Origin of the sequence: Rhizobium sp. Root708, assembly GCF_001429725.1 — a bacterium.
In the GTDB taxonomy this organism is placed as follows: domain Bacteria; phylum Pseudomonadota; class Alphaproteobacteria; order Rhizobiales; family Rhizobiaceae; genus Rhizobium.
This window is the reverse complement of the sequence record NZ_LMHV01000023.1, coordinates 360115-381865: the sequence shown is the minus strand read 5'-3', so window position 1 is coordinate 381865 and position 21751 is coordinate 360115. Positions and strand designations below refer to the sequence as shown.

Annotated in this window: 12 protein-coding genes and 1 pseudogene; 6 read left to right on the top strand and 7 right to left on the bottom strand. The window is 59.1% G+C overall.

Annotation, left to right across the window (positions count from 1 at the left end; all coding sequences use genetic code 11):
* The first annotated feature begins 3 nt into the window (after positions 1–3).
* From nrdI to nrdF, 3 genes are read left to right on the top strand one after another with little or no spacing between them, the layout of a single operon-like run.
* Positions 4–417 carry a class Ib ribonucleoside-diphosphate reductase assembly flavoprotein NrdI gene (nrdI, locus tag ASE04_RS16165; RefSeq protein WP_056818988.1) on the top strand — a complete coding sequence of 138 codons (414 nt, stop codon included), beginning with the start codon at positions 4–6 and terminating at the stop codon, positions 415–417.
* Positions 387–2555, top strand: coding sequence for a class 1b ribonucleoside-diphosphate reductase subunit alpha (gene nrdE, locus ASE04_RS16160; protein WP_056818986.1), 2169 nt, complete (start codon positions 387–389; stop codon positions 2553–2555). The genes nrdI and nrdE overlap by 31 nt, the downstream gene beginning before the upstream one ends.
* 15 nt (positions 2556–2570) lie before the next feature.
* Complete coding sequence (gene nrdF / locus ASE04_RS16155; RefSeq protein WP_056818983.1) at positions 2571–3560, top strand: class 1b ribonucleoside-diphosphate reductase subunit beta; 990 nt, start codon at positions 2571–2573, stop codon at positions 3558–3560.
* An 86-nt stretch (positions 3561–3646) separates the two neighbouring features.
* Here the strand turns inward: nrdF and ASE04_RS31645 are convergent, their stop codons facing one another.
* From ASE04_RS31645 to ASE04_RS16135, 5 genes are all read right to left on the bottom strand, one after another.
* On the bottom strand, positions 3647–3883 hold the full coding sequence (locus ASE04_RS31645) for a hypothetical protein (protein WP_244490429.1): 237 nt from the start codon (positions 3881–3883) through the stop codon (positions 3647–3649).
* Positions 3861–4520 (bottom strand): DNA recombination protein RmuC, encoded by a 660-nt coding sequence (locus tag ASE04_RS16150; RefSeq protein ID WP_244490428.1) that lies wholly within the window; start codon positions 4518–4520, stop codon positions 3861–3863. The genes ASE04_RS31645 and ASE04_RS16150 overlap by 23 nt, the downstream gene beginning before the upstream one ends.
* A 79-nt stretch (positions 4521–4599) precedes the next feature.
* The gene (locus tag ASE04_RS16145) at positions 4600–5217 is read right to left on the bottom strand and encodes an ATP-dependent Clp protease proteolytic subunit (RefSeq protein ID WP_056818981.1); all 618 of its coding nucleotides are present in this window, start codon (positions 5215–5217) and stop codon (positions 4600–4602) included.
* Positions 5218–5261: 44 nt separating this feature from the next.
* On the bottom strand, positions 5262–5621 hold the full coding sequence (locus ASE04_RS16140; RefSeq protein WP_056818978.1) for an SRPBCC family protein: 360 nt from the start codon (positions 5619–5621) through the stop codon (positions 5262–5264).
* Positions 5618–5932 (bottom strand): ArsR/SmtB family transcription factor, encoded by a 315-nt coding sequence (locus tag ASE04_RS16135; RefSeq protein WP_056818976.1) that lies wholly within the window; start codon positions 5930–5932, stop codon positions 5618–5620. The genes ASE04_RS16140 and ASE04_RS16135 overlap by 4 nt, the downstream gene beginning before the upstream one ends.
* An 865-nt stretch (positions 5933–6797) precedes the next feature.
* Between ASE04_RS16135 and ASE04_RS16130 the strand changes: the two genes are divergently transcribed.
* Complete coding sequence (locus tag ASE04_RS16130; protein ID WP_056818973.1) at positions 6798–7757, top strand: LysR family transcriptional regulator; 960 nt, start codon at positions 6798–6800, stop codon at positions 7755–7757.
* A 119-nt stretch (positions 7758–7876) separates the two neighbouring features.
* On the opposite strand, the gene ASE04_RS16125 is transcribed toward ASE04_RS16130, so the two are convergent.
* Positions 7877–8605 carry an SDR family oxidoreductase gene (locus tag ASE04_RS16125; RefSeq protein ID WP_056818971.1) on the bottom strand — a complete coding sequence of 243 codons (729 nt, stop codon included), beginning with the start codon at positions 8603–8605 and terminating at the stop codon, positions 7877–7879.
* Positions 8606–8766: 161 nt separating this feature from the next.
* Between ASE04_RS16125 and ASE04_RS30135 the strand changes: the two are divergent.
* A pseudogene (locus ASE04_RS30135) lies at positions 8767–9678 on the top strand (ABC transporter ATP-binding protein); the annotation flags it as partial.
* 17 nt (positions 9679–9695) lie between these two features.
* Here ASE04_RS30135 and ASE04_RS16110 read toward each other — a convergent pair.
* Entirely contained in the window at positions 9696–11090 is a 1395-nt protein-coding gene (locus ASE04_RS16110) for a sensor histidine kinase (protein ID WP_244490427.1), read from the bottom strand.
* Positions 11091–11485: 395 nt separating this feature from the next.
* Between ASE04_RS16110 and ASE04_RS16105 the strand changes: the two genes are divergently transcribed.
* Positions 11486–21739 carry a peroxidase family protein gene (locus ASE04_RS16105; RefSeq protein ID WP_056818965.1) on the top strand — a complete coding sequence of 3418 codons (10254 nt, stop codon included), beginning with the start codon at positions 11486–11488 and terminating at the stop codon, positions 21737–21739.
* The last annotated feature ends 12 nt before the right edge of the window (positions 21740–21751 follow it).

Sequence of the window (21751 nt, the reverse complement as noted above, 5' to 3'; positions counted from 1 at the left end):
TTGATGGGTGAGCTCGTCTATTTCTCCAGCCGGTCCGAGAACACCCACCGCTTCGTCAAAAAACTCGGGCTGCGGGCATCGCGCATTCCCGTCAGTGCGGAGCTCATGCTGACCGCGCAACGTCCCTTCGTGCTTGTTGTCCCGACCTATTGCGGCGACGGCGGCAAGGGCGCCGTGCCCAAACAGGTCATCCGCTTCCTCAATGACGCGGACAACCGTTCGAACCTCCGGGGCGTGATCGCCGCGGGCAACAGCAACTTCGGCGAGACCTTCGGGCTTGCCGGCGACATCATAGCCAGGAAATGCCAGGTGCCTTACCTGTACAGGTTCGAGCTTCTCGGCACCGATGAGGATGTCGCCAATGTCACACACGGATTGGAACGATTTTGGACACGGCAGTTCTCGAACGCCCCTTGAAGGCGACAGACACCAAGATAGCCGACGCGACGCTCGACTATCACGCGCTGAACGCGATGCTGAACCTCTATGACGAGGACGGCAGGATTCAGCTCGACAAGGATCGGCAGGCTGCGAAGCAGTATTTCCTGCAGCACGTGAACCAGAACACGGTGTTCTTCCATAATCTCAGGGAGAAGCTCGATTACCTAGTCACCGAGGGCTACTACGAGCAGGCGGTGCTGGACCAGTATTCGTTCAATTTCGTCCGCGATCTGTTCGACCACGCCTATGACAAGAAGTTCCGCTTCCCGACTTTCCTCGGCGCTTTCAAATATTACACCAGCTATACGCTGAAGACCTTCGATGGAAAGCGCTACCTCGAGCGCTACGAAGACCGCATCTGCATGGTGGCGCTGGCGCTGGCTCGCGGCAACGAGGGGCTCGCCCGAGACATGGTCGACGAGATCATTTCCGGCCGTTTCCAGCCGGCGACGCCGACCTTCCTCAATGCGGGAAAGAAGCAGCGCGGCGAGCTCGTGTCGTGCTTCCTGCTCAGGATCGAGGACAACATGGAGAGCATCGCCCGCGGTATCAATTCCGCCTTGCAGCTTTCCAAGCGTGGCGGCGGGGTCGCCCTGTCGCTGACGAACCTGCGCGAGGCTGGCGCGCCGATCAAGCAGATCGAAAACCAGTCGTCGGGCGTCATCCCCGTCATGAAGCTGCTGGAAGATAGTTTCTCCTACGCCAACCAACTTGGCGCGCGCCAGGGCGCAGGCGCCGTCTATCTCAATGCCCACCACCCCGACATCATGCGCTTCCTCGATACCAAGCGCGAGAATGCCGACGAGAAGATCCGCATCAAGACGCTGTCGCTCGGCGTCGTCGTGCCCGATATCACCTTCGAACTCGCCAAGAATAACGAGGACATGTACCTGTTCTCGCCCTACGACGTCGAACGCGTCTATGGCGTCGCCTTCAGCGAGATCTCGGTCACCGAGAGATACCGCGAGATGGTGGCCGACAGCCGCATCAAGAAGAAAAAGATCAAGGCGCGCGACTTCTTCCAGGTGATCGCCGAGATCCAGTTCGAGAGCGGTTATCCCTACATCATGTTCGAAGACACGGTGAACAAGGCGAACCCTATCGCCGGGCGCATCACCATGAGCAATCTGTGCTCGGAAATCCTGCAAGTCAGCGATGCCAGCACCTATGACGCCGATCTCTCCTACAACCACATGGGCAAGGATATCTCCTGCAATCTCGGCTCGCTGAACATCGCCGCGACCATGGATTCTGCGGATTTCGGAAAGACGATCGAGACCTCGATCCGGGCGCTGACCGCCGTCTCCGACATGAGCAACATCACCTCGGTTCCATCGGTCGCCAAGGGCAATGCAGACAGCCACGCGATCGGCCTCGGCCAGATGAACCTTCACGGCTATCTCGCCCGCGAACGGATCTATTACGGGTCCGACGAGGGCGTCGATTTCACCAACATGTACTTTTACACGGTGACCTATCATGCCATCCGCGCGTCGAACCGGCTCGCGGTCGAGCGTGGCCAGAGCTTCAAGGGCTTCGATAATTCGAAATACGCATCGGGCGAATATTTCGACAAATACAACGAGGCCGAATGGACGCCGGCCACGGCGCGCGTGGCCGAACTGTTCGAGACGGCAGGCATCCATATCCCGACGCAGGACGACTGGCTGGAGTTGAAGAAGGCGGTCATGGAAGGTGGGCTTTATAACCAGAACCTACAGGCCGTGCCGCCGACGGGCTCGATCTCCTACATCAACCACTCGACCTCCTCGATCCATCCGATCGTCTCCAAGATCGAAATTCGCAAGGAAGGCAAGATCGGCCGCGTCTACTACCCGGCCGCCTTCATGACGAACGACAATCTCGACTATTACCAGGATGCCTACGAGATCGGGCCGGAGAAGATCATCGACACTTATGCGGCGGCCACCCAGCATGTCGACCAGGGCCTGTCGCTGACGCTGTTCTTCCGCGACACCGCGACGACGCGCGATATCAACAAGGCGCAGATCTATGCGTGGAAGAAGGGCATCAAGACCATCTACTACATCCGCCTTCGCCAGATGGCGCTGACCGGCACGGAAGTGCAGGGCTGCGTCTCCTGCGCCCTTTGATCTCAGGTGAGCAAGATGAACATTCAAGTGAAGACCAAAACCCCGAAGGTCGCCGCGGCCGTGCGCGCCATCAACTGGAACCGGATCGAGGATGACAAGGACCTCGAGGTCTGGAACCGCCTCACCGGCAATTTCTGGCTGCCAGAAAAGGTGCCGCTGTCGAACGACATCCCGTCCTGGGCGACGCTGAAGCCGGAAGAACAGCAACTGACCATCCGCGTCTTCACCGGATTGACGCTGCTCGATACGATCCAGAACGGCGTCGGCTCGGTAAAGCTGATGGTGGATGCAGCGACCCCACATGAGGAGGCCGTGCTCTCCAACATCTCCTTCATGGAGGCGGTCCACGCGCGCTCCTATTCGTCGATCTTCTCAACGCTGTGCTCGACGCCCGATGTCGACGATGCCTATCGCTGGTCGGAGGAGAACGAGTTCCTGCAGCGGAAGTCGGCGCTGATCATGGAGCAGTACGCTTCCGATGATCCGCTGAAGAAGAAGGTCGCCTCGGTCTTCCTCGAGAGCTTCCTGTTCTATTCCGGCTTCTATCTGCCGATGTACTGGTCGAGCCGCGCCAAGCTAACCAACACCGCCGACATGATCCGCCTCATCATCCGCGACGAGGCCGTGCATGGCTATTACATAGGCTACAAGTTCCAGCGGGCGGTCGAGCGTTTTCCTGAAGCCCGCCGCCAGGAGATCAAGGACTTCGCCTTCGATCTTTTGCTCGAGCTCTACGACAACGAGGCGAAATACACCGAGGCGCTTTATGACGGCGTGGGCCTTACCGAAGACGTCAAGAAGTTCCTGCATTACAATGCCAACAAGGCGCTGATGAACCTGGGCTACGAGGCGCTGTTCCCGGCTGAGGCGTGCAAGGTCAATCCGGCCATTCTCTCTGCGCTATCGCCGAACGCGGACGAGAACCACGACTTCTTTTCCGGCTCCGGCTCGTCTTACGTCATCGGAAAAGCGGTCGCCACCGAGGACGAGGACTGGGACTTCTGACGTGGTGGAATGACCGCTGTTGGCGCAAGAGCGGACACTGCTTCGGTCTTAGATGTGATCGGATGCGCTTCGGCCAGTTTTGAAGTTCAAGCCGACAGCTTTCCGTTAGTCTCAGCGTCACCATCGTCGAATCCAAAATCCTCTTCGAGTGTCTCGATCAAGACCTGCACGTCGTTTGCAGGCAGGATTTCAACGTTACGTAGCTTCCGGTTGATGGCGCGGCATCGTACCTCGACGTTGTCGATCTGGTTGGACGCTTCCTGCAGCTTCTTTTTAACCTTCTCCAGCACCGGACCGAATTTACCAAACTCTTCCTCTTGCAACAGTGCGGAATCCCATCTGCAAACTGCTGAGAATTGCAGTTGGGGTTGTTGGTCCGGCCACTGCAACGCGATAGGTTCGCTGGAGGTCGTAGCACAGTCCCGGGCGGCGAATGATCTCGGTATAAAGGCCTTCTGTTGTTAGGAACAGGATCGCAAAATCCGTTGTCTTCGGTGGGCGAATGTACTTGCTTGAGATGTCCTTGGCCGAGTTCTTGATGCGCGTTTCCAAAGCCTTCGACGCTTCCTCGACGGCGGCAATGTCCCCGATCTCGGAGGCGGCCTGCAGACGTTCATAATCCTCGATCGGAAACTTCGCGTCGATCGGCAGCAAGCACTCTTCTGTCTCGCCGGAGCCGGGGAGCCGGATCGCGTATTCGACACGTTCGTTGTCGAATTCGGACATGGTGGCGTTCGCCACATACTGTGCAGGCGTCAATATTTGTTCCAGCAAAGCTCCAAGCTGTACTTCGCCCCAGGACCCGCGTGATTTGACGTTCGTGAGCACGCGTCTCAAATCCCCGACGCCCGTCGCCAAGTTCTGCATTTCACCCAAGCCCTGATGAACAGCTTCGAGGCGTTCGCTGACGATCTTGAAGGAGTCTCCGAGCCGTTTGTCGAGCGTACCCTGCAGCTTCATCGACGGTTACGCGCATCTGTTCCAGCTTCTCACCATTCTCTCGGCGCAATACGCCGAAAGGTGGGTTCGCAGATTATCCTTAGCGACGGATCGAACCGGGCTCTTCCCGAACGTGCAGAATGCGGTCAATTAGGCCCCATTCCAATGCTTCTTCCGCCGTCATGAAGCGGTCGCGATCCATAGCTTGCTCGAATTCTTCGTAGGTGCGGCCGCAATGCTCGGCGTAGAGCCGCGTCATACGATGCTTGGTCTTCTGCATTTCCTCGGCATGGATCAGCATGTCCGATGCTTGTCCCTGGAATCCGCCCAGCGGCTGGTGAATATGGATGCTCGCATTGGGAAGCGCGGTGCGTTCGCCCGGTTGGCCTGACATCAACAGGAACGATCCCATCGAGCGGGCGGTCCCCATGCACAACGTATGCACCGGAGCGTGAATGTAACGCATCGTATCGTACATCGCGAGCCCGCTTGTTACGACGCCGCCTGGCGAATTGATGTAGAGATGGATTGGCCTTTTGGGGTTTTCGGCTTCAAGAAACAACAATTGTGCGCAGACGAGTGCCGAGACCGTGTCGTTTACTTCTCCGTTCAAAAAGATGATCCTCTCACGAAGCAGTCGGGAATAAATGTCGAAAGACCGCTCTCCTCGGCTGGACTGTTCGACGACCATGGGGACGAGTTGCATCGCTTCGCGCATCGGCGAACTCCAATCATTCGAGATTTTGGGGAAGGCTTACCGCGTCAGGCGGCGAGCATGAGGTTTGGGCTGTTGCCGTTGGCCACCGTTTTCGCCAGCCTCTCGAAGGTCGCGCCGCTCAGCTCGTGGACGATCCGCAGGCTGGTTCCGCCTAATCCATTCGGGGCGATCGTGAAGGTGACAATACTTTCGAGATGGGGCGGGGTATCGTCGCGCAATTTGTAGCGGATTTCCTTGCCCGGCGTTTCGGAGAGCGACTGTGGATCGACAAGCGCCTTTCCCGGCAGCCATCTCTCCCGGAATTCCGCTATGCTGATCGCCCGCCAGACCCTCTCTGGGGGCGCGTCCAGTTCGTATTTCTGCTCGAATCCGCTTTCCTGCACTTCGGCTTTCATGTCATTCATTGATCCATATCCTTGAGCAAGAGCTTAAGAGCGTCAATACGAGCCGGCCAGTAGGCGCGGTATTTCGCCAGCCACTGCGCGATAAGGGCGAGCCCGTCCGGATCGACTTCGTAATTCACGAAGCGGCCATCCTTTTGTTCACGCACCAATCCTGCCGCTCGCAATACGGCCAGATGCTGGGACATCGCCGGCTGGCTGATATCCATGCCGTGGCGCAGGGCGCTGGCATTCATGCTGCCGTTCGCCAGCTTTTCGAAAATTGTGCGACGGGTTGAATCCGCCAGAGCGCGAAAGATATCATGTTCGATCATGACTACACATAAGCACGCACTTATGCGAGTCGCAAGCTCTTTTCGGAGCTAGACGTATGATCCTTCTGGCTTGGCACGGATTGGCGCGATCCCTACGCCTTTACGTTCTTGGGACCCGCCGGGCGTTCCGGACGCTGTCCGCAAATCGATGCGGCAAATCCGAAATACAGTTGGGGTACCGCGCATCAAGCTCCAACTGCTGACCGCGCGGCTGAATGCCTTCAATAAGGTGGCATCTCCGTGGTTCGGACCTGCCGAAACCTGCTCTATCTGGACGCCCTTGGCGCTGTCATCTCCAGCCAGCACTGAGCGTTGGCCGGATACGCCTACCTGGCCCGCACCACGATCAGGTGTTCGCTGAAGTATAGTCGTTCACGGCGACCTGCACAAAACTCCAGCGGTGCGCACGGTGATGGAAGTCGTGGTAGCTGTCCTCCGCGATTTTCCTGATCCAGCGGTCCGATAGCGGCGACGGCGCGGAAGTACCTAACGCAGGGAGATCTTTGTCGAGGCGTTGCGACGGGGAGATAACTGCCTTTTCTGCCTGGAGCCCATTGTTGTGGGGGGACGGTCGGCCGCTGAGTTCTCGTCTGGTTCCGGGTGCGCACTTGTTATTCAATAACGGAGCAACCACATGGCGGCTTAGGCCGGCCGAGACAAGGCATCGTTTCGATACCCACGCACAAATTGAAAGATTTCTGGGCGGTTTTTTGTCACAACGATGGGTAGCTGCAGGGATGTATCCGCTCGGACCATCGACACGCCTCATCCCAAAGCTTTCGCGTGAAAGGACGGCACGCACCTTGTTGTCGGGATCATCAGGAGCGTTTAAGGTCGAGCAACAATAGTTGCTCGAGTTTTCTTCATGCATCCCAGGCAATTAAGATCTTTCCTGTCTGTTGCCCAACATGGCAACGTCACGCGCGCGTCAGCCGAGGTCAACCTCGCACAGTCGAGCGTCAGCGACCAGATCCGCGCGTTGGAGGCGGAGGTCGGCGTCACCCTTTTCATTCGAGAGCGGCAGGGACTAAAGCTCACTGCTGCCGGGCAGTCGCTTGTTCCCTACGCGCACGAAATCGTCTCGCTCGAAGCCGAAGCGCTAAGGGCTGTCCAGGCCGCTGGAAGTGCTACCGTGACACCACTACGAATAGGTGCTCTGGAGACGATTGCGTCGGGGCCGCTCGCGGCGGTTTTGGCCAATTTCCGACACTCCCACCCGCGTGTCCCAGTCCAGCTTTCCGTCGCTTCCAGCGGCGAGCTGCGCCAAAAGCTAGATCGCGGTGAACTGGATGCCGCCATGCTTTTTGACAGGGGTGATAAGGATACCCGTCTGATTTATCGGAAGGTGACCACTGAACCTCTGGTCCTTGTCACCGGGTCGGCAAATCCTCACACTGCTGATGGGACGTTGCGATCCCTCAGGGATCGAGCCTTCGTGGCGACAGAAAGAGGCTGCATCTACCGCCATCTCTTTGAAGCAGGCTTTGCCGCCGTCGGACTTGCGGCACCGAACCCGGCAATGGAGGTCGGCAGCATTGGAGCAATTGTTGCGATGGTCGCCGCTGGAGCTGGGTTGGCTCTAGTTCCTCGCCTCGCCGTTCGAGAAGCTCTTGCCCGTGGCGAGGTGACGGAAATCAACATCCCTGAACTGACAGCCGTTGCGCCGTTAAATCTGGTCTGGCGCCGCCGTCGTGTCCCGCCGCCGCATCTTGTGGCGTTCACGCACCTGGCTCTCCAATCCTTCAGCGGGGATACCGCCGCAGAGTTGATAGTCTGCAACGAAGCAGCACCTTCAGCGCTTTCAACGACAGGTGTTAGTGCATGACGGGAAGCCGAAGAATGAAGCTCTAGCCGGTGAATTGGCCGGCTAAAGCACTCTTATAAGGCCGCACATCCTAGACCAAAATCCGGCGCAAGGGGCTACCATCCAGCTCCCGGAACGTCTTAGACCAACCGATGCCCACCTTCGACATGAAGCACCGTGCCGGTTGTAAATCCGTTCCCCATCAGAAATGAGATCGCATCCGCAATGTCCTGCGCCGTCCCGACGCGGCCAGCGGGAAGTCGATCGGCCATTGCCTGCAGCGTCGCTGATTTCGCGTCGCCTGCAACAAAGGTCCATATCGGCGTATCGACCCAGCCAGGGGAAACAGCATTGACACGGATTGGCGCGACTTCCACGGCCAGCGCTCGGACCAATCCTTCCAATGCTGCGTTCACCGCTGCAACGACGGAACCCCGCGCCGACGGTCGGTAGGCGGCAATGCCTGACGTAAACGTGAGTGACCCTGATTCGCGGAGCTGCGGCACTCCGTACTTTGCGAGAAGCAAAGGGCCGTAGAACTTGCTTTCGACGACACGCTGGGCAGCGGCAAGATCGATATCAGGCAACAGCTTGTAGGCGCCATCGATATCAGCAGCCGTACTGACGATATGATCGAGTTCTCCGAGATTGGAAAAAAGTTCGGCGACCCGGTCTTCCCTCGTAATATCGCAGGAGATGGCCAGAACATTGTCCGCCAACTGTTGCCGAGCAACAGAAAGCTTGCGTTCGTCGCGACCAACAATGATGACTTCGGCGCCTCCGGCCAAGAGTTGCTGTGCAAGAGCAAACCCCATTCCCGAACTGCCCCCGACTATCAGCACGCGTTTTTCGACGATGGTTTTTTGCATCTGCGTCTCCTTCTTTTCTGCAAGACAGGGATGCGCCAGATGATCTCGTTGGTGAAACGGAAATCTACGATACCGCAATCGCAAAGTCCGATGGTGGGAAGGTCAGCGAAATATTTGTTTTCCACGTCGCTCACGTCATTTCGTGCAAGCTGACCATTTCGATGAAAGATGCCGCGATCGCGATCGGTGGTCGACGGGTAAACGACGTCCCTCCTAAGGATCGCGACATTGCGATGGTGTTCCAGTCCTACGCGCTCTATCCGCACAAGACGGTTGCCCAGAATTCGCGCTGAAGCTCGCGGGGCGACCGCAGGCGGAAATCGAAGCCAAGGTCAGGGCTGCGGGCGAGATCCTGGCGCTCGGCCCGCTGATGGACCGATACCCGAAGCAGCTTTCGGGCGGGCAGCGGCAGCGCGTGGCCATGGGGCGTGCGATCGTGCGCGAGCCGGAAGTGTTTCTGTTCGATGAGCCGTTGAGCAACCTCGACGCCAAGCTGCGCGTCCAGATGCGTACCGAGATCAAGGCTCTGCATCAAAGGCTGAAGACGACGACCATCTATGTCACGCATGATCAGATCGAGGCGATGACAATGGCTGACCGGATCGTCGTCATGAATGGCGGCAGGATCGAGCAGGCCGGCCGTCCGCTCGACCTGTACGATCGCCCCCGCCAACCTCTTCGTCGCCGGGTTCCTGGGATCGCCGCCAATGAACTTCCTCAACGGCCTCATCGAGGGCGAGGCTTTCAGGACAAACGGAGGAACGATCCTGCGGCTCACGCCTGACATGGCAAAGGCGTCCGGCGGTCGCGAGCTCGTCGCCGGCATCCGGCCGGAGCATGTCGTCCTCGCCAATGGCGAGGGCCACTTGAACGGGACCGTGATCGTCGACGAGCCGACGGGCGCTGAAACACAGATCGCCCTGCGCATCGGCGGTGACGAGATCCTCGCAAACTTCCGCGAACGCGTGCCGGTGCGAGCAGGGGACACGCTGTCCATTCAACTTCCGTCCGACAAAATCCACCTCTTCGACAAATCGACCGGCCAGCGTCTGGCCCTTGGAGACACTCAATGAAAACCCTCAGCGGTCCTCTAAGCATCGACTTGTCCGTCCAATGACAGCACGACCGTGACGAGCGTGCCGTTGTCGCGCGCGATGGTGCGTATCTTGCCGCCGAAGGCGCGGATGCGGCGTTTTTGCATCAGCTTTCCCAACCGGATCCTGTCCTCGGCCGCCGGATTTGCCAATTTCGGGGGGGCGCCGATGTCGGCAACTGCGATCACCAGTCGATTTCGCCAGATTCTGAATCTTACCTGTTGGAGGTTTCCAGGTGCATGTCGCTGCGCGTTCATCAATCCTTCCTGGATAAAGCGGTAGACGCAGATATTGAGATGCCCGTGCACGATCTCGGTCGTGATCTCGCCTTTGACGTCGACTACATGTCCGGTCAGGTCGGTAAAGCGTCGAACGGCAAGCTGGATGGTCTCTTGCACGGAAAGATTGTCGAGTTCCGGCAGGACAAGGCCGGACGAGATGTTTCTGATCTCATCAAGGGTCATGGTGACCAATTGCAGGAGTTTGCCCAGGCTCTCGATCGCAATGTTCACGTGGTTCGTTGCCTCTTGCGGCGGCGCTAGATCGCTCAAACGAAGCTTGACGAGGGTCAGCACTTGTATGGGGCCGTCGTGGAGGTCACTACCGATCTGGTCCAGAATCTTTTCGTTCAGCTTGCCGGATTCCAGTCGCGCGCGCTCGGCCTCAAGCCGCAAACGCCTGTTCTGGTTCGATAGACCCAATGCATGGCGCAGGCTCGCGCGCGCTGCGGCGCGCTGTTGATCAATGGTGAGACGGCCACTGCGCACGATCATGTAAAGAAGTGCGAGCATTGGAGCGGAGACCAGGAGAACGATTGCGAATGTCGCGCGCCAGGCGCCACCAATCTCCGCAAGTAGATAGTCCGGCCGTTCGTAGAATTCGCCAACGAGTGCAGTTGCGCCGGCCGCATCGCGCACCAATGGAGCATAGACCTCGATATACTCGGCCGCCTGCTCCTCGTCGGAATACTTATGTTTGTCGACCATGGTTCGCGAGACGACAACCTCACCGGCCAATGCACGCTTCAATTCCGGGAAGGTGTCTTCTTCGTCAAGTTCCTGGTCAGAAGTGGAATAGAACAGGCTGCCGTCGGGGTTCCATATCTTGATCTCTCGAACGTGCTGGCCAAGCGGGCTATCGCCCAGGAGGCTATCGAGCTTCTGCTTCACTTCGGGAGAGAGGGCCTTTGCCTGAATATCCGCGTCCGAGATCATCGGTTCGACGAAGGTTTGCAGGTAAGCAGCGCCGACGCCGCCAGCACCTTTCATGATCGCCTTTTCGATCCTGTGCGTTGTCCACAACCCGAGAACAAACATAAGCACCAGCACGATCAGCGATGCGATGACGATGAACTGGACCTCAAGACGGGATCGTCGGAATAGAACTGCCACTCGCCCCCAGGGCCCCCTGGGTCTGCCGACGATATCTCCGTCCGATTGCAGTGTTTCCATGTCCCCGGTTGTCATGCTTCCCCCCGAGTCACGACATTCGAACTTAGATTAGTATTTCCCAATATTGCGTCTGCCAACAGCAATCTTGCGCGCCGCCGCTATTCCCTGGGTGCGTTGAAAGCGTTTCTCCGTCCCCGGTGACGATGCGACCTTAGTCTGATGGGTATACTGACTTTCGTTCGGGGCTGACTGCACCAACGTCCCGAAAATCGCCCGACCTTGTTCTCTGTGGGGGCGCTCAGGCCGAAGATATAAAAGTAACGACACCAATTATGCTTGCGGAACGAATGTAACAACTGTTCCGCAGGGTCGTTTTGCTTCGGAGGGAGAAGGCAATGGCCGCGTTTACATTGAACCTGCAGGACATGATTTTCATTCTGCGTCAGATCAAAGTCGCCGAAGCACACGCGGCGGGCACAGCGCTGACCGAAATCTACGTTGATGCCCAAGGGAATGTGGTTGATCCAAGCACCCCCGGCGCCCTGCTGGCCATTCCTGATCCCCATGTTCCGGTCGGTTTGAGAACCGTCGACGGGACCTATAACAATATCGTCCCGGGACGCGAGACCTGGGGCTCAGCCGACCAGCCGATGCCAAGGTTGCTCGACGGAAGCTTCGTCAATGATCAGGACGGAGACACCTTCGACCCCGATGGTCCCGGTCCCGCACCGACCATAACAAACACGAATTATGGCGCCCCCGGAAGTGTCGCTGATGCCGATCCGCGGTTGATTTCCAACCTTGTGGTCGACATGAGCCTGAACAATCCGGCGGCGGTTCTTGCCGCGCTGACGTTCGCTGGCTCCGAGGATCCGCATGGTGACCTCCAACGCCTGATGGCCGGGCGCGTGACGGCTGCGCAGGCCGCAACCGCGCTTGCCGCTGCACAAGCAGCTGTTCAATCGGCGGAAAGCGACTTGGATGACGCTGTCGCGGCCTACACTACTGCGCCCAGTTCTGTGACCATCGATGCAATTCAGGATGCAGCAGCGGCGCTCAGCGACGCCGAAGCAACGCTTTTGCATGCCGAACTGGTGGCTGCCGATCCCGCCGCAGCGTTCACCGCGCTTGCACAGGAACTTGGCCTGACGCTCAACGCACAGGGTTCGCTGGTCATCCCGAACGTTGCGCCGGATGACGGGCTTTCCAAGCCATTCAATGCCTGGATGACGTTCTTCGGCCAGTTCTTCGACCACGGCCTCGATCTGATTACCAAGGGAAGCAACGGCACCGTCTATATACCGCTCCAGGCAGACGATCCACTCTATGACAAGGGTGCTGATGGCATTGCCGGTACGTCGGACGACGGCCATACGAACTTCATGGTGCTGACGCGTGCGACGCCAGATCCAGTTACCGGCTCGCAAACCAATACGACGACGCCGTTCGTCGATCAGAACCAGACCTACACCTCGCATCCGTCGCATCAGGTGTTCCTGCGCGAATACAAGTTCTCAGTGGATACAGCCGATCCGGACAGCATTCCCGACGCGCGCCCGGTTGCGACCGGAAAGCTGCTCGACGGCTCGGACAACGGCCTGCCGACGTGGAGGGACATCAAGGCACAGGCACGCGATTTCCTCGGGATCGAGTTGACCGACCGTGATGTCGTCAATCTGCCTCTGTTGCGGACTGACCTTTATGGGGAGTTCATTCGCGGTCCGAACGGATTGCCATTGCTGGTGCTCGGCATTGGCGCGGACGGCATTCCCAACACGGCGGACGATGTCGTCGTGGAAGGCAACCTCGCAAACCCTGTAAACACCTTTACGGCTACGAACGGCACCTTGACCGGCGCCGTACGCACCGGACACGCCTTCCTTGACGATATCGCTCACAATGCCGTGCCGACAGGTGTGTTCGATCCCGATGGCCCCGCTGGCCCTCTCGGCGACACGCCGATCGCGGCAGACAGCGATGACGTCGCCGGCAACGACATTGCCTTGGACTACCGGGGCCGTCGGGTTGCCTATGACGACGAGCTTCTCGACGCCCATTTCATCACTGGTGATGGGCGCGGCAACGAGAACATCGGCCTGACGGCCGTACACCATATCTTCCACTCCGAGCACAACCGCCAGGTCGACTCTCAAAGATTGACCATCCTGCAGAGCGGCAACATCGGCTTCATCAACGAATGGCTCGTCGGTGATATCGCCGGGCTGGATCCGGCATTTGCGTCCATGAGCGCTGTCCAGAGGCTGGCCTATGCGGATACGCTCGACTGGGATGGCGAACGCCTGTTCCAGGCAGGTCGTTTTGCCACGGAAATGCAGTACCAGCACCTGGTCTTCGAGGAGTTCGCCCGCAAGATCCAACCGGCGATCGACCCCTTCGTCTTCAACAACATCACCGATATCAACCCTGCGATCTTCTCCGAGTTCGCCAATACCGTCTATCGCTTCGGTCACTCGATGCTGACGGAGAGCATGCCGAGAATCCATCTCAACGAAGACGGCAGCATCACCGCGGACGATATGGGTCTGATCACCGCATTCTTGAACCCGCTCTCCTTCAACAACGATGGGACGGCTCCCGCCGTAGACGATCCAAGTACCCCTCAGAACGAGGCAAACGACCCGTTCATCACCGCCGACCAGGCGGCCGGCGCCATTGTTCGTGGCATGACGATCGAGCGGGGCAACGAGATCGACGAGTTCATAACCGGCGCCCTGCGCAACAATCTACTCGGCCTGCCGCTTGATCTCGCGTCCATCAACATTGCACGCGGCCGTGATACGGGCATCCCTTCGCTGAACGATGCACGCACGCAGCTTTTCAGGGCAACCGGCTCAAGCTTCCTGACGCCGTATGACAGCTGGACCGATTTCGCTGCCAACCTGAAGAACCCGATTTCGGTTGTGAATTTCATCGCCGCCTATGGCACGCACACGTCGATCACCGCGCAAACGACTGTTGCCGGCAAGCGCGACGCGGCCTGGGCGCTGGTGTTTGGTGAAGCTTCGGGATCGGTGACCGACGTTCCCGCCGATCGCTTGAGCTTCCTGAACAGCACGGGCAGCTGGAATGCGGCCAACAACGGTCTCAATACAATCGATCTATGGATCGGCGGCCTTGCAGAGAAGCAGATGGAATTCGGCGGCTTCCTGGGTTCTACCTTCAACGCGATCTTCGAAGCGCAGCTCGAAGCGCTGCAGGACGGCGACCGGCTGTACTACCTGACCCGCACCCAGGGCCAGAATTTCCTCCATATGCTGGAGCAAAACTCCTTCGCCAAGATGATCATGGCGAATACCGACATAGCCCAGCCCGGAGCAGACGGCATCCGCGGCACCGCCGACGACGTTATCAGCCGGCATATCGGCGTGGACGCCTTCGCGGCCTACGACTTCGTCCTCGAGGTCAATGCCGCCAACCAGGTGGACTATAACGGGGCGGATGTCGATGGCGTCGATCCCATCGGTACGGATGCAGCACTCGAGGCAATGGGGCTCGGCAAGCTGGTTCGCGATAACCCCGGCACAGTTGGCCCCGATGCCAACTATCTTCGCTTCACCGGCGGTGAGCACGTCGTCGTCGGCGGCACGACCGGTAATGACACGATCATCACCGATTTCGGCGATGACGGCATCTGGGGCGATGATGGTAACGATCGCATTGAATCGGGTGCCGGCGTCGATCTCGTGAACGGCGGCGGCGGCGACGATATCATCACCGACAGCGGCGATAGCGGCGACTTCCTCAAGGGCGATGAAGGCAATGACGTCATCGCCAATTCCAACGGCATCGACATCCTGATGGGCGGCACCGGCAAGGACGCCATTTTCGTCGGCGTCGATGACACCGAGGTGTTTGGCGGCGAGGGCGACGACTTCATCGCCGGCGGCGATGGTGTCGACCTCCTGATGGGCAACGAAGGCGACGACTGGATCGAGGCCGGTGGCGGCTTCGATACGACAGCCGGCGACAATTCCGAGCTATTCTTCAACTCGACGATCGTCGGCCACGATGTGATGTTCGCCGGAAACGAAGAGCATGACTTCGACGCGGAATCCGGCGACGACATCATGGTGCAGGGCGAAAGCGTCATGCGCAACGAAGGCATGTTCGGTTTCGACTGGGCGATCTTCAAGGGCATGGCGCTCAACGGCTATGCCGACATGAACATCCCGATCTTCACGACCGAACAGGCAGATATCCTGCGCAATCGCTTCGACAAGGTCGAAGCACTGTCGGGCTGGAACCACAACGATACGCTAATCGGCGACAGTCGGGTGTTCGGCGAGATTGCGCCCGGAGCCACGGTTGGCACGACCGAGGGGGTATTCTTCAACGACGGTCTGGACCAGGCAGGCATCGATCGTATCCGGAATCTGTCTCAGATCGTTCAGGTCGGGGCAACCGGCTTCTTCGAAAGCGGCAATATCCTGCTGGGTGGCGCGGGCAGTGATAGCCTTCGGGGCAATGGCGGGGATGATATTCTCGACGGCGACCGGTGGCTGAACGTCCGGATCGGCATCCATCAGAATGCCGATGGCAGCGGCCCCGAAATCGCCACTGTCGACAGCATGAGGCATGTGTTCGCGGACGACTTCGCAATCACCGCCTGGCGGGGCAAGTCGCTGTTCGAACTCCTCGTCGATCGAGCCATCGTGCCGACCCAGATGCAGATCGTGCGCGAAATCCTGACCGATGGCGCGAGCGCTGCCGACCAGGATGTCGCCTACTACAATGACGTCTTCGCGAACTACACGATTACCCGCACCGGCACCGGCCAGGCGATGGTCACGACGATCTCGCATGTCACCGTTTCCGCCGTTGTCGATCCATTGACCGGTGGAAATCTGGTTTCCGATGGCGTCGATACGCTGCGGAACGTCGAGTGGGCGCAGTTTGCCGATGGCACGCGCATTCGCTTGACCAATTCGCCGGCGACAGGTGCGCCTACGATCACCGGGCTCGATGATGACCTGACCGTCAACACGGCTGGAATCCAGGACGAGAACGGCAAGCCGACCAACGGCTTCAGCTATCAGTGGCAGAGCTCCGCCGCACCCGGCAACGGGCCTTGGACAAACGTAGGGGGAGCAACGGCTGCGACGATCAACAACGTCGTCGCAGGAACCTTCTATCGGGTCATTGTCAGCTACACCGATAACGACGGCTTCGCCGAAACCGTCGTCTCCGAAATGACTGCTCGTGTCGGGACGAATGGCAATGACGGGCCTGCCGGCGTACCGTTCGTTGGTAGCGCTGCTCCCAATCTCCTCAATGGCCGAAATGGCGACGATGTGCTGAGCGGTCTCGCCGGCGACGACGTCATCAACGGTGGGACTGGCAACGACACCTTGAATGGCGGCCTTGGCAACGACGTTATGAATGGTGGCACGGGGACCGATACGGTCACCTATGCGGCGGCCGCCGGATCCGTCGCCGTCAATCTGGCGACAGGTGCTGCAACCGGGGCAGATGGCAACGACACGATTACCGCAGTGGAAAATGTCACCGGTAGTAACTTCGACGACACGATTACCGGCAACGCAAACAATAACGCGCTGTCCGGCGGCCTTGGCAGCGACACCTACCGTTTCGAACTTGTCGCCGGGGATGACACGATCAATGAAACGGGTGGCGCGGCCGATCGCATCATCATCGCCACCGGAGGCGCCACTCTGACGTCCCTGTCGGTGTCCGACAGCGATACGGGAACACAGAACGGAAACCTGGTTATCGATTTCAATGGCCAGCAGGTCACAGCAATCGATCATTTCGACAACACCAATGAAGGCATCGAACTGATCAATTTTGATGGTGGTTCCTTCGCTGGCTATCAGCTGGGTACCGGCGACTACGCCGTCAGCACTGCTGATCCAGCTAACAGCGGTGCGCCCGGTGGAAGGGCGGTCGCCGTCACAACCGGCAACAATCTGATTGCCGGCGAAACGGGTGTCGACAGATTGACCGGTGGTACGGGTCGCGACTTGCTGTTCGGCAATGCGGGCAACGACACCCTCAGCGGTGGCGGTGACGATGACCTAATCGTTGGCGGCGAAGGCAACGACACGATCGATGGCGGAGCAGGAAACGACACGATCGTCTACGATATCGATGAAGGCGACGGCGGTAGCGATGTGATCGATGGCGGTGCAAACACCGACACATTGGCGATCATCGATAGCGGTGGGAACGACGCGGAGACGTTGAGCGTACTGTACAACGGTACGTCGATCAACCAGATCGAGGGTGGCGGCACGATCGCCGGTATCGAGCGCATAACCGCCGATCTCGGCGCCGGGACGGATACGCTGGCTTATACGACAACGGCCGCCGTCAACGTCGATCTCTCGGCCGGTACGGCGAGCGGGTTCACGTCGATCTCAGGCATCGAGAACGTTACGGGCGGAAGCGGCAACGACGTCTTCACCGGCGACGTGAACAATAACGCCTTCACAGGTGGTACCGGTACCGACCGCGTCGTGTTCACCGGTTCGGCCGCAGCGCATAGCTTTGCACTCGCCGGGGAAAACCTGGTGGTATCAGGCGCAGGCGGTTCGGATACGCTCTCCGGCATCGAACAGTTGCAGTTTGGCGCAACGGTCTATTCGACAGCGACCGGTAACCTTGTGCAGGGCACGGATGCAAGCAACGTCGCCGTCAATGGTGGCGCCAATGCCGAGCTCATCCTTGGCTTCGATGGTAACGACACGATCAACGGCAATGCCGGAAACGACATCATTCAAGGTGGTGAAGGGACGGATACGATCAACGGCGGCGATGGCGACGACACAGTCGTTTGGAACGTCGGAGAGGGTCGCGATATCGTCAACGGCGGTGCGAATACGGCCGTCGGCGACACGATGGTGATCAACGGCGACGGCAGTGGCGAGGCGTTCCGAGTAATGACCCGGGCGGCCTGGGACGCAATTGGCGGCAACAACGGCGCACAGCTGGCCGCAGCCACCCAGATCGTCATCACCCGCAACGGCACCAACTTCAATTCGATCGTGGCCGAACTTTCCGGTATCGAGGAAATTGTCATCAATACGGGTGCCGGCAATGATACGGTCACACCGATCGGTGACTTCTCGCCGACTGGCCTCGCCGTCAACACGATCACGGTGAATGGCGACGAAGGCGACGATACGGTCGATATCTCCGGGCTGCAGTCTGCGCATCGCATTCTGTTCCGCTCCAACGGTGGCCACGATACGATCGTCGGCAACCTGCGGCCACAGGACGTGGTAGAACTGGCGCCCGGAAGCGACCTTTCCGCCTACACCATGAGCACCAATGCCAATGGTACGAAGACGTTCTCGAATGGCACGCACTCGGTGACGTTCACTGGTGCCGTCCCTCCGCAGTTCCAGAATGCACCGGGCAATGACAACGGTGTCACCGGCAACTTCGCTTACACGGCTGCCGATCTTGCGGGTCTCAAGAGCCTGATAAACGGTCAGTCTGCCTTCCCTGGCGACGACGACACCGAAGGTTTCGGCGGCGTACGAGCCTTGTCGGGACAAGGCAACAATGAGGACAACCCGAATTGGGGTTCTGCCGATACGCCGTTTATCCGCATCACCAACGCCCACTTCGGCGAATATGATCCTTTGACCGGAAACAATGCCATCAACCCGATCTTCGATGGCCTGGATCCGCGCAACATCAGCAACATCCTCGGCGCGCAAGAAGCCAATCTGCCGAAGAATGCCAGCAATGCCAATATCTTCTTCATGGCATTCGGCCAGTATTTCGACCATGGCCTCGACTTCCTGCCGAAGGGCGGCAACGGCACGGTGCAGATCGGTGCTCCGGGCAGCGGGGCGCCGGGTTCAGGCAACCCCGCCGACCTCACGCGCGGTACCGTCTACGCGATCGACGAGAACGGCGTTACGCAGCATATCAACAAGACATCGCCTTTCGCCGATCAGAACCAGGCTTATGGCTCGCATGAGCTGGTTGGTCAGTTCCTGCGCGAAAGCGACGGCAATCAGGGCGTTGGTTCGCATCTGTTCCAGGGGGCGGCCGATCCATCCAATCCGGAATTCCGTCTCCTTCCGACGCTACGCGAACTGATCCAGCATCACTGGCAGGCCAATACGATCTTCCACGATCCGGCTTTGCCTGGCGGTCAGATCAGTTTCCGGGACTACTATAGCCACTACCCTATTTCCGAGACAGCCACCGGCAGCCTCTTCGACGAGGTCACGGGTGCCTTCGATCCTGATGTTCTGAAGGGAGCGGCGGCGAATTTCATGGGCAGCGGCCACGCCTTGCTGCTGGATACAAATCCCTTCGTCAGCCTGCTCGATCACTATGTGGTCGGCGACGGACGCGGCAATGAGAACTTCGCCTTGACCGCGATGCACACCATCTGGGCTCGCAACCACAACTACCACGTCAACCTGCTTGAGGAATCTGGCTTCCAGGGAACGGCCGAAGAGCTGTTCCAGGCGGCCAAGATGGTCAACGAGGCAGAATACCAGCGCGTCGTGTTCACGGAATTCGCCGACATGCTGATCGGTGGCATACGCGGCGACGGCGATCATGGCTTCGAGGAATACAATCCCGACGCCTCGGCTTCGATCTCGCACGAGTTCGCTGCTGCCGTCTATCGCGTTGGCCATTCCCTGATCGGCCAGACGATGACGGTGCTTGGACCGGACGGGCAGCCAAAGCAGGTCGCGTTGTTCGACGCATTCCTCAATCCGAGCAACGACGCCGACGTGTTCGCGGCTCCCTTGCCTCCCGGATACGTGCCGCAGCCCGGTTACGAACAACTGGGGGTCAATTCGATCCTCGGAGGTATCGTCACCCAACAGGCGGAAGACGTGGACTTCAACATCGTGGACGCTGTTCGCAACGATCTCGTTCGCATCAATGCAGACCTGTTTTCCTTCAACGTTGCCCGTGCATGGGATGTCGGGCTTGGAACACTCAATCAGGTCCGCATGGATCTTGCCGCATCGCAGGATCCCTATATCAGGGAAGCGATCGGATTTGCCGGCAACCTGGCTGCCTATACGTCCTGGGAAGACTTCCAGACGCGCAACAATCTGTCGGACACTGTCATTGCTCAGTTCCGTCAGGCCTATCCCGATCTGGTCCTTCAGCAGGGTGATATTGCCAGCTTCCAGGCGATTAATCCCGATATCGCGGTCGCCATCCAGGCGAATGGCACGGGCATCGTGAAGGGTATCGACCGTGTCGATCTATGGGTCGGTGGCCTTGCCGAGCAGCACATCAACAATGGCATGGTCGGCCAGACCTTCTGGGTGGTCCTGCACGAGCAATTCGATCGTCTGCAAGAGGCCGACCGGTTCTACTACCTTAACCGCTTCGACAATTTCGACTTCTACGAAGAATTCGTCGATGGACAAGCCTTCGCCGACATCGTTGCTCGCAACACCGGCCTGACCAACCTCTCGGAGCGCATCTTCGAGACCGAGCCGTTGGATGATGAAGATGAAGATGACGGCGACGATCAGCAAAATGACGACGACGAAGACGACGGCCCGACCGGCCCGGTCGACGACGACGATGACGATATCCCGTCCGGCGGCGGCGGCGATGATGAGGATGATGACGACGACGACGGCCCGTCTGGTGGTGACGATGACGAGGATGACGACGGCCCGTCTGGCGGTGATGATGACGATGATGACGACCTGCCGTCCGGAAGCGGCGGTGATGACGACGACGATGACGTTCCCGATGACGGTGTTTCACCGTTGCCGGTTGCGGCTCGGACGCTGATCGGGACGGTTGCTGCCGACGTGCTGATCGGGGCTGCGGCTGGTGACACGATCCTCGCCGGAGCCGGTGGCGATATCCTGGTCGGGGATGGCGGCAACGACATCCTGCGCGGCGAGGACGGTGATGATGTGGTGACCGCCGGTGACGGTGACGACAGCGTCAGCGGCGGCAATGGCGACGACGAACTGCATGGCGGCGGTGACGACGATATGCTGTTCGGCAATGCTGGCAAGGATGCAATCCACGGTGAAGCCGGTCATGACTTCATCGAGGGCGGAGCTGGCGACGACCAGGTCTGGGCGGGAGCGGGCAACGATACCGTGATTGCCTCGGCCGGTGATGGCGACGATCAGTACTGGGGTGGCGACGGTGTCGACACGCTCGACTATTCGATAGCCACCGGCAATCTGACGGTCGATCTCGGCAATGGCTTCATGCAGCGCGGCCAGGTGTCGGGTGGGTCGACAGGGGCTGATATCGTCTACGGCTTTGAGAATGTGGTGACCGGCTCCGGCCACGACACGATCACGGCGACGGTGGAGGCCAACATCATGGACGGCGGGCTCGGCAACGACACCTTCCGCTTCCTGTCGGCGGCAGCGGCCGATGGCGATACGATCCACGGCTTCCAGCCCGGCGACAAGATCGATTTCAACTCGATCGATGCCAATACGTCAACCACAGGCGTGCAGCACTTCACACTGGGAAGCTCGCTGACGGCGGCCGGGCAGATCGCCGTCACCCACGAGGTGCTGAACGGCACAGAGTTCACAGTGATCCACGGCAATGTCGACGCCAACACCGATGCCGACTTCGTGCTGATGCTGAAGGGCAACTTCAACCTGACGACGGGCGACTTCAACGGCGTCTCGTAACACGGTTGCGAC

Excerpts from the sequence above, each read along its gene's own strand:
- nrdI (WP_056818988.1), top strand. The coding sequence starts at position 4 with ATGGGTGAGCTCGTCTATTTCTCCAGCCGGTCCGAGAACACCCACCGC.
- nrdF (WP_056818983.1), top strand. The coding sequence starts at position 2,571 with ATGAACATTCAAGTGAAGACCAAAACCCCGAAGGTCGCCGCGGCCGTG.
- ASE04_RS16150 (WP_244490428.1), bottom strand. The coding sequence starts at position 4,520 with ATGAAGCTGCAGGGTACGCTCGACAAACGGCTCGGAGACTCCTTCAAG.
- ASE04_RS16145 (WP_056818981.1), bottom strand. The coding sequence starts at position 5,217 with ATGCGCGAAGCGATGCAACTCGTCCCCATGGTCGTCGAACAGTCCAGC.
- ASE04_RS16140 (WP_056818978.1), bottom strand. The coding sequence starts at position 5,621 with ATGAATGACATGAAAGCCGAAGTGCAGGAAAGCGGATTCGAGCAGAAA.
- ASE04_RS16135 (WP_056818976.1), bottom strand. The coding sequence starts at position 5,932 with ATGATCGAACATGATATCTTTCGCGCTCTGGCGGATTCAACCCGTCGC.
- ASE04_RS16130 (WP_056818973.1), top strand. The coding sequence starts at position 6,798 with ATGCATCCCAGGCAATTAAGATCTTTCCTGTCTGTTGCCCAACATGGC.
- ASE04_RS16125 (WP_056818971.1), bottom strand. The coding sequence starts at position 8,605 with ATGCAAAAAACCATCGTCGAAAAACGCGTGCTGATAGTCGGGGGCAGT.
- ASE04_RS16105 (WP_056818965.1), top strand. The coding sequence starts at position 11,486 with ATGGCCGCGTTTACATTGAACCTGCAGGACATGATTTTCATTCTGCGT.